General features: G+C 22.1%; 10 protein-coding genes and 1 tRNA gene. 7 read left to right on the forward strand and 4 right to left on the reverse strand.

Going from position 1 to position 13342, the window contains the following annotated elements; genetic code table 11:
* Nucleotides 1–49: 49 nt before the first annotated feature.
* The gene (gene mnmG, locus BUCICURT3053_RS00005; RefSeq protein WP_154060996.1) at nucleotides 50–1936 is read left to right on the forward strand and encodes a tRNA uridine-5-carboxymethylaminomethyl(34) synthesis enzyme MnmG; all 1887 of its coding nucleotides are present in this window, start codon (nucleotides 50–52) and stop codon (nucleotides 1934–1936) included.
* Between the two features lie 119 nt (nucleotides 1937–2055).
* Here mnmG and gyrB read toward each other — a convergent pair whose 3' ends face one another.
* From gyrB to dnaA, 3 genes are all read right to left on the reverse strand, one after another.
* Complete coding sequence (gyrB, locus tag BUCICURT3053_RS00010) at nucleotides 2056–4461, reverse strand: DNA topoisomerase (ATP-hydrolyzing) subunit B (protein ID WP_154060997.1); 2406 nt, start codon at nucleotides 4459–4461, stop codon at nucleotides 2056–2058.
* A gap of 146 nt (nucleotides 4462–4607) precedes the next feature.
* Nucleotides 4608–5714, reverse strand: a complete 1107-nt coding sequence (gene dnaN, locus BUCICURT3053_RS00015; RefSeq protein WP_154060998.1) for a DNA polymerase III subunit beta — start codon at nucleotides 5712–5714, stop codon at nucleotides 4608–4610.
* A 3-nt stretch (nucleotides 5715–5717) separates the two neighbouring features.
* Complete coding sequence (gene dnaA, locus BUCICURT3053_RS00020; RefSeq protein ID WP_331865590.1) at nucleotides 5718–6746, reverse strand: chromosomal replication initiator protein DnaA; 1029 nt, start codon at nucleotides 6744–6746, stop codon at nucleotides 5718–5720.
* A gap of 579 nt (nucleotides 6747–7325) precedes the next feature.
* Between dnaA and rpmH the strand changes: the two genes are divergently transcribed.
* The 4 genes from rpmH to mnmE all read left to right on the forward strand — a co-directional run bounded on the left by rpmH (nucleotide 7326) and on the right by mnmE (nucleotide 10988).
* Entirely contained in the window at nucleotides 7326–7460 is a 135-nt protein-coding gene (rpmH, locus tag BUCICURT3053_RS00025; protein ID WP_154049088.1) for a 50S ribosomal protein L34, read from the forward strand.
* Nucleotides 7461–7484: 24 nt separating this feature from the next.
* Nucleotides 7485–7826, forward strand: a complete 342-nt coding sequence (gene rnpA / locus BUCICURT3053_RS00030) for a ribonuclease P protein component (protein ID WP_154060999.1) — start codon at nucleotides 7485–7487, stop codon at nucleotides 7824–7826.
* 103 nt (nucleotides 7827–7929) lie between these two features.
* A complete protein-coding gene (gene yidC / locus BUCICURT3053_RS00035) occupies nucleotides 7930–9537 on the forward strand; it encodes a membrane protein insertase YidC (protein ID WP_172598433.1) in 1608 nt (535 codons plus the stop codon).
* A gap of 86 nt (nucleotides 9538–9623) precedes the next feature.
* Nucleotides 9624–10988, forward strand: a complete 1365-nt coding sequence (mnmE, locus tag BUCICURT3053_RS00040) for a tRNA uridine-5-carboxymethylaminomethyl(34) synthesis GTPase MnmE (RefSeq protein ID WP_154061001.1) — start codon at nucleotides 9624–9626, stop codon at nucleotides 10986–10988.
* A gap of 43 nt (nucleotides 10989–11031) precedes the next feature.
* On the opposite strand, the gene BUCICURT3053_RS00045 is transcribed toward mnmE, so the two are convergent.
* Nucleotides 11032–11104 (reverse strand) — tRNA-Phe (locus BUCICURT3053_RS00045).
* Nucleotides 11105–11319: 215 nt separating this feature from the next.
* Here BUCICURT3053_RS00045 and BUCICURT3053_RS00050 point away from each other — a divergent pair.
* The gene (locus BUCICURT3053_RS00050; protein WP_154061002.1) at nucleotides 11320–11613 is read left to right on the forward strand and encodes a co-chaperone GroES; all 294 of its coding nucleotides are present in this window, start codon (nucleotides 11320–11322) and stop codon (nucleotides 11611–11613) included.
* A gap of 53 nt (nucleotides 11614–11666) precedes the next feature.
* Nucleotides 11667–13316, forward strand: coding sequence for a chaperonin GroEL (groL, locus tag BUCICURT3053_RS00055; RefSeq protein WP_154061003.1), 1650 nt, complete (start codon nucleotides 11667–11669; stop codon nucleotides 13314–13316).
* Nucleotides 13317–13342: the final 26 nt, after the last annotated feature.

The following is a 13342-nucleotide window of genomic DNA, read 5'->3' on the forward strand; positions in this document are numbered from 1 at the left end:
ATATATATAAATATATATAAATAAAAAAATATTTTATCAGGAAAAAAAAATGGTTTTTTATGAAAAATTTGATATTATTGTAATTGGAGCTGGACATGCTGGTACAGAAGCAGCGTCTGCTTCTTCAAGAATGGGCCAAAAAACCTTATTATTAACGCAAAATATTAATACTATTGGCGTTTTATCATGTAATCCTGCTATTGGCGGTTTAGGAAAGAGTCAATTAGTAAAAGAAATTGATGCTATGGGGGGTTTAATGGCAAGAGTAATTGATTATTCTGGTATTCAATTTAGGGTATTAAATTCTAAAAAAGGACCAGCTGTACGATCAACTCGAGCTCAAGCAGATAGAATTTTATATCAAAAAAAAATGCAATATTTTTTAAAAAATCAGAATAATTTGACTATTCTTGAGAGAGAAGTATCTAATTTAATTATTAAAAATAATCAGGTTTATGGAGTGTTAACTTGTAATGGTGATTCTTTTAAAAGTTCTGTAGTAATATTAACTACAGGAACTTTTTTAAATGGAAAAATGTATATAGGTTCAGATATTTCATCTGGTGGTCGACGAAATGATTCTTCTTCGTCTATTTTAGCAAAAAATTTAAAAAATTTTTCTTTTCGAATTGGACGTTTGAAAACTGGAACTCCACCAAGATTAAGTTTAAAAACTATTAATTTAGATATTTTAGAAAAACAATGGGGAGATACTCCTACTCCTGTTTTTTCTTTTTTAGGTTGTGTTTCACAACACCCTATTCAAGTTCCGTGTTATATAACATATACAAATTTAAATACACATAAAATTATTAAAAATAATTTAAGTAGTGGTCCGTTATATAACGGCAGTATTACTGGGGTGGGTCCGCGATATTGTCCTTCAATTGAAGACAAGATAGTACGATTTCCGGATAAAAATCGTCATCAAATATTTTTAGAACCTGAAGGTATAAATAGCAATGTAATTTATCCCAATGGTATTTCTACAAGTTTACCTTTTTCTATTCAAAAAAAAATGATTCTTTCAATTAAAGGATTAGAAAAAACACATATTATTTATCCTGGATATGCTGTGGAGTATGATTATTTTGATCCTAGAGATTTAAATATGACACTAGAATCAAAAGTTATTAAAAATTTATTTTTAGCCGGTCAAATTAATGGTACAACAGGATATGAAGAAGCTGCAGCGCAAGGTTTAATTGCAGGTATAAATTCTTCTTTATTAATTCAAAATAAGGAATTTTGGTTTCCAAAAAGAAACCAAGCATATATAGGTGTTTTAATAGATGATTTATGTAATAAAGGTACTTCTGAACCATATCGTATGTTTACTTCAAGGGCAGAATATAGATTATTATTAAGAGAAAATAATGCTGATGAACGTTTAACAGAAATCGCTTATAATTTTGGTTTAATTAGTCAAAAACATTGGAAAATCTTTTCTAAAAAAAAATATTCTATCAAAAAAGAATATTATCGTTTAAAAAGTATTATTATAAAACCTAAATTTATAAATGATTTTTTCAAGAAAAAAAATATTAATATTAGATTAAAAAAAACATGTACTGCTTTTGATTTTTTAAGAATATCAAATATATCGTATGATATTTTGATGGATTTTTTAAATTTTTATATACCTAATAATTCTATTTTAACAGATAAAACCGTAATAGAAGAAATTGAGACAAAAAGTAAATATTATGGATATATTCAACGTCAGAAAGATGAAGTAAAAAAATGTATATGTAATGAAAATACTTGTTTATCTATAATTAATGATTATAAATGTGTTACAGGTTTATCTAATGAAGTAATAATTAAATTAAATAAATACCGACCTAATTCTATAGGACAAGCATCTCGTATTTCAGGAATAACTCCTGTAGCAATTTCTATATTATTGATTTTTCTAAAAAAAATGAAATATTAATTAATTTTTTATATTTTTTTTTAAAATCTATTAATATATTTTGGCAGGTTTCTTAAATAAATTTCCTGCCGAAATTAATATCTCTACTGGTAAAGTATTTTTTATAGTTTTTAAAACATTTAAATATCAATATTTTTTGCATATAAAGAATTTTTTTTAATAAAATTTCTTCTGGGTTTTACAGAATCTCCCATTAATGTACTAAACATTTCATTTGCTATACTAGCATCATTCATGGTAATTTGTAACATTTTTCTTGTTTTTGGATTCATTGTAGTTGTCCATAATTGTTCAGGATTCATTTCCCCTAATCCTTTATATCTTTGAATAACAAGAAAATTTCTTGTTTCTTTAATTAATAAATTAATTACTTTATCTAAATTATTAAATTTAAATTTTTTTTTATTAAATTTAATATAAGCATTGTTTGAGATCATATAATTAATTTTTTTAATAAAATTAAGAATTTTTTTATATTTTTTATTTAAGAAAAATTTATTTTTTAAGTGATATGAACAAAAATTATTTTTATCACTAATATTTAGTATTGGTTCATAATAATTATGATATTTTTTTATTTGATAAGAATATATATTTTTTTTATTTAAATATTTTTGTCTTTGTAAATTTTTTATTAGATTTTTTATCCATTTTTTTACATTTTTCTTTTTTTTTAAATTATTTAATGGGATTAAATAAATAATAGTTTTAAAAATAAATAATGGAATTTTTTTACTTAAAAAAAGAAAAATTTTATTAATTTTTTTATATTCATGTAGAATTTTTTTAAATTTTCTTTTGTTTTTTTGTTTTTTTATTTTATATTTTATATAACTATTTTTTTTTATTAATTGGTATTGATATTTATATAATGATTTTGTATTTGTTAAATATTTTTCTTTTTTTCCTTTTTTAATTTTATATAAAGGTGGTTGAGCAACGTATATATGACCTTGTTCTATAATTTCAGGCATTTGTCGAAAAAAAAATGTTAATAATAGTGTTCTGATGTGTAATCCATCTATATCTGCATCAGTCATGATTATAACATAATGATATCTTAATTTTTTAGGATTATATTCCTCTTTTCCAAAACCACAACCTAAAGCGGTAATTAATGTAATTAATTCTGGTGAATTTATTATTTTTTCAAATCTAGCTTTTTCTATATTTAATATTTTACCTTTTAGTGGTAATATTGCTTGATTTTTTCTATTTCTACCTTGTTTCGCAGATCCTCCAGCTGAATCACCTTCTACTAAATATATTTCTGAGAATAAAGGATCTTTTTCTTGACAATCAGATAATTTCCCGGGGAGACTCGTGTTTTCTAACGCTCCTTTTTTTCTTGTGATTTCTCTTGCTTTTTTTGCAGCTTCTCTAGATCTTGCAGATTGTATTATTTTAGTAATAATAATTTTTGAATCTCTTGGATTTTCTAATAAAAAATCCATTAAATGTTCATTTAATAATGTTTCAACAACAGATTTTACTTCTGAAGATACTAATTTTTCTTTTGTTTGAGAAGAAAATTTAGGATTAAACATTTTAATTGAAATTAATGCAGTTAAACCTTCTCTTGTATCATCACCAGTAATTGTAATCTTGTTTTTTTTACTTGATCTTTCTCGATCAGAGAAATAATTTAATGTTCTTGTTAAAGCTGCGCGTAAACCAGATAAATGACTACCGCCATCTTGTTGAGGTATATTATTTGTAAAACAAAGTATTTTCTCTTGAAATGTTGAATTCCATTGCATAGCAATATTAACTTCAATATTTTTTTTTTTTCTTTTAAAAATAAAAATTTTATTATGAATAGGTTTTTTATTGTAATTTATATTCTTTATGAAAGATTTAATTCCACCTTTATGAAAATATTTAAATTTTTTTTTATTTCTTAAATCTTTTAATTGTATTAATAAACTAGAATTCAGAAAAGATAATTCTTCTAGTCTTTTTTGTAAAATTTCACATTGAAAAATATTTTGATTAGTGAAAATTTTTTTATTTGGCCAAAACCGAATTTTTGTACCTCTTTTTTTTGTTTTCCCGACATTTAATAAAGGTTGTTTAGAATTTCCATTAAAATATATTTGTTGATATTTTTTTCCTTCACGATAAATATATAATTTTAATTTTTCTGATAAAGCATTTACTACAGATATTCCTACTCCATGTAAACCACCTGATACTTTGTATGAATTATCATCAAATTTTCCTCCAGCATGTAAAACAGTCATAATTACTTCTGCAGCAGATATTCCTACCTCTGGATGAATATCAACGGGTATTCCTCTTCCATTATCTTTTATTGATACAGAATTATCTTTGTATATTACAACATTAATTAAGTTACAGTATCCAGCTAAAGCTTCATCTATTGAATTATCTACTACTTCAAACACCATATGATGTAATCCAGTTCCATCATCAGTATCTCCAATATACATACCTGGTCTTTTTCTAACTGCATCTAGCCCTTTTAATATTTTAATATTAGATGAGGTATATAAATTTGACATATAATATCCTATTTTAGATTTATATTTTTTTATTTTTTATTTATATATAAATAATTTTTTTTAAAAATACTTTTATTTAAAGATAAATATTTTTTTTGAAAATTTTTATAAAAATATAAAAATTTTATTTAAAATAAAAAATATTATTATAATTTTAAAGGCATAATAATATATTTTATTTCTTTTTGTAAATTTGATTGAATTTGAATGCTAGAAATTGGATTATTAAATAAAATATTAATTTTTTTAGAATTTAATGCATTAATAACATCAAGTAAATAAAATACATTTATAGAAAATGAGATATTTTCATATATATAATAAATAGAAAATGAATCATAAGATTCTTCATCTTCTTGATTTTTAGATGTTATCGTTAATAAATTTTTTGAAAAATTTAAAGAAACACCTTTAAAATTTGTATTACATAAAATTGATGTTTTTAATAAAGATTCTTTTAATTTTTCTTTTGATATTGATATACAATATTTATATTTTTTTAATACAATATCGTTATAATTTGGAAAATCACTGTTTATTAATTTTGTTATTAGTGATATTTTATTTATTTTAAAAGATATATTATTATTATTAATTTTAATTTTTATTAAATCTTTATTTAATAAAATTATTCTAGATAATTCTAATATACTTTTTCTATTTATAATTATAGAAAATGTAGATGTATTTAAATTTAAATTGACTTTATATATGGATAATCTATGTCCATCTGTAGTTACGCCATATAAATAATTATTTTTATATTCGAATAACATTCCATTTAAAGAATTTCTAATATCATTACGAGCTATTGAGAAATGCGTTAATAAAATTATTTCTTTTAATATTTTTTGTGAAATAAAAAATATTTTTGAATTAGTAAATTTTTGAAATATTGGAAAATTTTTATGTGAAGTTACATTTAATTTAAATAAACTATTAGATATTTTGATATACATCTTTTTATTAATTAATTGAAAATATAATTCTTTATTATTTGGTATATTACGACAAATATTTAATATTTTTTTACCAGAGATTGTAATACAGCCTTTTTTATAGAAAATAAAATATTCTTTATCTATATATGTATTTATTTCTATTTCTAAGTTAGAGCTAGTTAATTGTAATATATTTTGATTAATTTTTATGATTATATTTTCTAGTATTGGAAATATTGGGTTTTTTGTGATAATTCTATTATTTTTTTTAAATGAATTTAAAAAATCATTTTTTTTTATTTTGAATTTCATATTTTATGAATTTAGTTGATTAAATAAATATAAAAAATCATAGTAGATTTTTTTTTTTTGTTTTTTAAATTGTTTGATTTTTTTGCAAGCATAAAGAACAGTAGTATGATTTTTTTTTCCAAATGCAATACCTATATCTGAAAGACTATATTTTGTTAATTTTTTTGTTAGTTTCATTGCAATTTGTCTAGATTGTACAATAGATTTTGATCTTTTTCTGGAAATCATGTCTGATATTGTAATATTAAAATATTTGGAGACTATTTTTTGAATAGATAATATATCGATATTTTTTTTTTTATATTTTATTAATTTATTTAAAATTCTTTTAGCTAAAAGAATTGTTATTTTTTTTTTATTAAATAAAGAAGCTATATGTATTTTTTTTAAAATACCTTCTAATTCTCTTACATTAGAATATAATTTTTTTGCAATAAATCTTGCTACTTCATATGTTAAATTAATTTTATTTTCAAGAGCTTTATGTAATAGAATATCAATTCTAGTATTTAATTCAGGAGGATTAATTGATATAGTTAAACCCCATTTAAATCTAGATTTCAAACATTCATTGATTCCACTGATATAACTTGGATAACAATTTGCGGTTATTACAATTTTTTGTCTTTTTTCAAATAAAGTATTTAATGTATTAAATAATTCTTCTTGAGATCTTTTTTTATTAGAAAAAAATTGAATATCATCTATTAATAAAACATCAATAGAACGATAATAATTTTTAAATTTTTCAATAGAATTATTTTTTAAGGAATTTATCATATTTTGAATAAAATTTTCTGAATGTACATAAATTACTTTTTTACGATAATCTTCTATTAGAATTTTATTTCCAATAGCATGAAGTAAATGTGTTTTCCCTAAACCTGTTTTTCCATATAAAAATAATAGATTATAAAAGTTTTTTAAATTATTTGTAAATTTATAAGATACATAAAGAGCTAATTTATTTGATTTCCCTTTAATGAAATTATGAAATTGATATTTTTGATTAATCCCTGTATATGTAGGTATTTGTTTTTTTGTTTTTTTTTTTTTTCTATTTTTTTATATATATTTTGATTATATAGTAATATATTTGATTTTTTATTTAATAGATATGCCATAATAAATAGAGGTTTTTTTATTACAAAATTTGTATAGCAATTTTTTAAAATTATTTATATACTGTTTTCAAATGCATTCTAATGATAAAGTTATTTAGAAGTATATAAATTAATTATATTATTTTTTATTACAGATTTTAACAGTAATATTTATATATTAAATTCTATTTTTAATGATTTTAAGTATTTTAAATATTCTTCTAAATCAAAAATATTATATAATTAATTTTTAAAAAATAATTAAAATTATATTTTTTTGTTTTTTTTTGAATTAAAATATATCTTTTAAAGTTATTTGTTATAATATTTTTATTAAAAGAATGTAATAATATTAAATTTTTATATTTTAAAAATAATTATTTAAATACACTTATTAGAAATAATTTTATATTTTTTAAAAAATTAATAATTGATTATAAAATATATAACTGATATGTTATTAAATATTATTTATATATTTTTTAGATTTTATAAAGGAAAAATTTATATGAAACGTACTTTTCAACCATCTGTTATTAAACGTAACCGTACGCATGGTTTTCGAGCTCGAATGTCTTCTAAAGGCGGACGAGATATCTTATCACGTCGACGTTCTAAATTACGTTCAGTTTTATGTGTTTAGAACTTTTTATAAAAATATAACAATATGTTTCAATTTTCTTTTAAAAAAAAATTACGTTTATTATCTAATATTCAATTTCAAAATGTTTATATTCAAAAAAAAAGAATTTATACAAAAACATTTATTATGTTTGTATGTTTAAATCATTTTAAATTTCCAAGATTAGGTATTTCAATTTCTAAAAAAAATATTACATACGCGCATGATCGTAATCGTATTCGGCGCCTTATTAAGGAAAGTTTTCGTTTAGTTCAAAATAATTTGTTGTTAATGGATTTTATTATTGTTGTAAAGAAAAATATAAATTTATTAAATAATAAAAGTATTTTTTATTTTTTGCAAAAATTATGGATTTATAAAAATTAATAATTTTTTTAATTTATTTAAATAGATTATACCATGAATTCTTATACATAATATATATGTTATGTTTTATTTTTTTATATTTAATAATGAGAAATTTTTTATGATGTATTTTAAACGTATTTTTTTTGTAATATCTAGTATTTTTTTTTCTTTTTTTTTATGGAATTTTTTTCATTTGAATATTTTTATAAACAAAAATAATTTAAAAATAAATAATTTTACATCTCAGATTTTAAATAATAATTTTAGTGATAATAAAAATCAATTAATTAATATACAAAATGATGTATTATCCTTAGATGTTAATTTATTAGGTGGTAATATTGAACATGCAACTTTATTAAAATATAAAAATCATGTAAATACAAATTCTCCTTTTGTTTTATTAAAAAATAAGAAAAAGTTTATATATAGAATTGTTGATGGATTTTTAAAACGAGATAATTTTGATTTTTTTTTTAAAAGACAACAACCTATATATACAGTAGAATCAGTATTATATAAATTAAAGCCTGGAAAAAAAAAAATTAAAGTATTTATGAATTGGAAGTCTGTTGATAATATTCTTTATACAAAAATAATATCTTTAAAAAGAGGATCGTATTCTGTTGATATAGAATATATTATTCATAATAATAGTAATAAAACGATATATCAGTCTATATTTGGTGAAATACAACAAACAATATTTTTACCGAAAAAAAATAGTTTTTTGAATAATTTTTTTAACATAAAATCTTATACAGGTACTGCTTTTTCCAGTGATAAAAAAAATTATCAAAAACATAGTTTTGATGATATTTTTCATAAAAAAAATATAAATTTAATAACGCGTAATGGATGGATAGCAATGTTACAAAAATATTTTTTAACAGCTTGGATTCCTAAATTTATTAAAAAATATATGATATATTCTAATTGCATTAATAAAAATATCGCCGTAATAGGTTTTATTTCTCCGGAAGATTGTATTAACCCTAATTCTGTTTATAAAGTATCTTCTTGTCTTTGGATAGGACCGAATATTCAAAATAAATTATCTTATATTTCTAAAAATTTAGAATCTACTATTGATTACGGGTTATTAAATATAATTTCTTATCCATTATTTAAATTATTAGTTTTTTTTTATAGTATATTTCATAATTGGGGTATTACAATTATTGTAATTACATGTTTAATCAGGATAATTATATATCCTTTAACAAAATTACAGTATATATCTGTGTTAAAAATGAAATCTTTAAATTTAAAAGTTCAAACAATAAAAAAAAAATATCATAGTGATTTTAAAAAACAAAATAGAAAAATTTTATCTTTGTATTCATTTAATAAAATTAGCCCAGTTAGTGGTTTTTTTTCTTTTATAATACAAACTCCAATATTTTTGTCATTTTATTATGTATTAGTATCTTCTATTGAATTAAGACATTCGCCATTTTTTTTATGGATTCATGATTTATCAAGTTATGATTCATATTATATATTACCATTTTTTATGGGTTTTAGTATTTTTCTTACTCAAAGTAATAGTTTAGATTTTAAGGATGTTTTTGAAAAAAAAAATATTATGTGTTTTATGCCATTACTGAGTACTATTTTTTTTTTATGGCTTCCTTCCGGTTTAATAATATATTATATCACTAATAATCTTATTACTTTTTTTCAACAGTGGTTTATATCTATAAATTTTGTTAATAAAGATATATAAAATCATTAATAATAATTATTTAAATAATAAAAAAAATAATTTTATTGAATAAAATTATTTTTTTATATATGGAATAAAAATAGTATATGGTATTTCATGAAACTATTGTAGCTCCCGCTACTGCTTTTGGTCGTTCTAGCGTTGGAATTATAAGAATATCAGGATCTTCTGTTTTAGAAATAATAAAAAAATTTTTAAGAATTTCAATGAAAGAACGATTTGCACATTATGTATCTTTTTTAGATATTAATGGAAATATTCTTGATAATGGAATAGCTTTATTTTTTAATTCTCCTAGATCTTTTACCGGGGAAGATATATTAGAGTTTCACGGTCATGGTAATCCGTTTTTATTAGATTTATTAATAAAAAATATATTGTTAACTAAAAATGTACGTATGGCACGTCCAGGAGAATTCTCTGAAAGAGCTTTTTTAAATAAAAAAATAGATTTAATACAATCTGAGGCAGTTTGTGATTTAATTAATGCAGAATCCGAGCTTTCTATTAAAGCAGCTTTACGTTCTTTGTCTGGTAGTTTTTCAAAAAAAATATGTTCTATTATAGAACAATTAAAGATTCTCTATTCTAGAGTTGAAGCTATTATTAATTTTCCTGATGAAATGAATGAATTATTTTTATTTAAAAGTATAGAAATAGATTTAATTACAGTTATTAAATTAATTAAAAAATTAATTAATACTGCATATCATAGCAATATTTTACAAAAAGGTATTAAAATAGTTATTTCAGGTTCCCCTAATGTAGGTAAATCTAGTTTATTTAATTATTTATCTAATCAAAAAGCTTCGATTGTTACTGATATCCCCGGTACAACTCGTGATATAATTTGTAAAAATATATGGATAAATGGAATATCCTGTGAATTAATGGATACTGCTGGATTACGTAAAAGTAAAGATATTATTGAACAAATAGGCATAAAATTAGCAAAAAAAAAAATTTATTCTTGTGATCATATATTTTTGATGTTAGATATTACTAATAATCAATTATTTAATAATAAATTAATTCTTAAGAGTATTAATAAATTAAAATCAAATCAAAATATTACTTTTATTTTTAACAAAATAGATCTTATTAATCAAGATCCATGTTTAAAAATTATTTATAAAAAATTCAAATGTATTTACTTATCAATTAAAAATAAAACTGGATTAGATTTTTTAAAAAATAGAATTAATGAAATATCTGGTTCATTAAATAATATTGAAGGTATTTTTTTAGCTAGAAGAAGACATTTATCAGAACTAGAAAATTCATTAAAATATTTACTTGATGGTAAAAAATATTGGTTTAAAAATAAATGTATTGAATTATTATCAGATAATATTCGTTTATCTATGGATTGTTTATTAAAAATTACTGGATATTTTAGTAATGATGATTTACTAAATAAAATATTTTCTGAATTTTGTATTGGGAAATAAGAAAATTATATAACTAAAATAAAATAATTTTTTATTAAAAGTATGCCCGGAGGCGGAATTGAACCACCGACACGGGGATTTTCAGTCCCCTGCTCTACCGACTGAGCTATCCGGGCATTTAAAAATATTAAACATTAAAATATTAGTTTTGTCAATATTTTTATTTTTAAAAATTTTATTATTCAAAGAATTAAATAAAAATTTAAATACCCCTTGAAATTCTTTATTAAGGTCCATATATTCTTAAAATGTAAGAGTTCATTAATATAAATATTATTTGTTGTTTTTTTTAAAAATATAATATTAAATTTATTAAAGAGGATTGATAAATATGAAGCTTCGTCCATTGCATGATAGAGTTATTGTTAAGCGAAATGAAGCAGAATCAAAATCAGCAGGTGGTATTGTTTTAACTGGTTCTGCTGCAGAAAAATCTACTCGAGGAGTAGTTTTATCGGTAGGTAAAGGTCGCATGTTAGATAATGGAAATATTAAAAAATTAGATGTAAAAATAGGCGACATTGTAATTTTTAATGAAGGTTATGGAGCAAAAACTGAAACTATTGACAATGAAGAAGTGTTAATTCTTACAGAAAGTGATATTTTAGCAATTATAGAAGAATAATAGTATTATATAATATTTACTTTCAATTTAAAATTTTAAGGAGATATTTTAAAATGGCAGCAAAAGACGTAAAATTTGGCAATGAAGCTCGAATTAAAATGCTTCGCGGAGTTAATGTTTTAGCAGATGCTGTAAAAGTAACACTAGGACCAAAAGGAAGAAATGTTGTTTTAGATAAATCATTTGGCCCGCCAAGCATTACTAAAGATGGTGTTTCTGTAGCTCGAGAAATTGAATTAGAAGATAAATTTGAAAATATGGGCGCTCAAATGGTTAAAGAAGTTGCATCTAAAGCTAATGATGCAGCTGGAGACGGAACAACAACTGCTACTTTATTAGCTCAATCTATAGTTAATGAAGGTTTAAAAGCTGTAGCTGCAGGAATGAATCCAATGGATTTAAAAAGAGGTATTGATAAAGCAGTTATTAGTGCTGTTGATGAATTAAAAAAATTATCTGTCCCATGTTCTGATTCTAAAGCTATTACACAAGTTGGTACTATTTCTGCAAATGCAGATGAAAAAGTAGGTAGTTTAATAGCTGAAGCTATGGAAAAAGTTGGGAATGATGGTGTAATTACTGTAGAAGAAGGTACTGGATTACAAAATGAATTAGAAGTAGTAAAAGGTATGCAATTTGATAGAGGTTATTTATCTCCTTATTTTATTAATAAACCAGAAACTGGTTTAGTAGAATTAGATAATCCTTATATTCTAATGGCAGATAAAAAAATTTCTAGTATTCGTGAACTTTTACCTATTTTAGAAGCTGTTGCTAAATCTAGTAAACCTTTATTAATTATTTCAGAAGATCTAGAAGGTGAAGCTTTAGCAACTTTAGTAGTTAACTCTATGAGAGGTATTGTTAAAGTTTCTGCTGTTAAAGCTCCTGGTTTTGGAGATCGTCGAAAAGCAATGTTACAAGATATTTCTATTCTTACTGGCGGTTCTGTTATATCAGAAGAATTGGCTATGGAATTAGAAAAATCTTCTTTAGAAGATTTAGGACAAGCAAAACGTGTAGTAATTAGTAAAGATACAACTACTATAATTGATGGTAATGGTGAAAAAAATACTATTAAAAGTCGTATTAATCAAATTAGACAAGAAATAAGTGAAGCAACTTCTGATTATGATAAAGAAAAATTGAATGAGCGTTTAGCAAAACTTTCTGGCGGTGTGGCTGTATTAAAAGTTGGGGCAGCAACAGAAGTAGAAATGAAAGAAAAAAAAGCTCGTGTTGAAGATGCTTTACATGCAACAAGAGCTGCAGTAGAGGAAGGTGTAGTTCCTGGAGGTGGTGTTGCTTTAGTTCGAGTAGCAGAAAAAATTTCTCGTATTAATGGTCAAAATGAAGATCAAAATGTTGGAATACGTGTAGCTTTACGTGCAATGGAAGCTCCTTTACGTCAGATTGTTGCAAATTCTGGTGAAGAACCATCTGTAGTAACAAATAATGTAAAAGATGGAAGGGGTAATTATGGTTATAATGCAGCTACTGATGAATATGGAGATATGATATCTTTTGGTATTTTAGATCCTACAAAAGTTACTCGTTCTGCATTACAATATGCTGCTTCTGTAGCAGGTTTAATGATTACAACTGAATGCATGGTAACAGATTTACCTAAGGACGAAAAATCTTCACCTGATTTAAATACTGCTCCAGGAAGTGGTATGGGTGGTATGGGTGGAATGATGTAATCTTTTTTTTATTAAATTTTTTTATT

The sequence above is a fragment of the Buchnera aphidicola (Cinara curtihirsuta) genome (assembly GCF_900698895.1).
In the GTDB taxonomy this organism is placed as follows: Bacteria; Pseudomonadota; Gammaproteobacteria; order Enterobacterales; family Enterobacteriaceae; genus Buchnera_F; species Buchnera_F aphidicola_AX.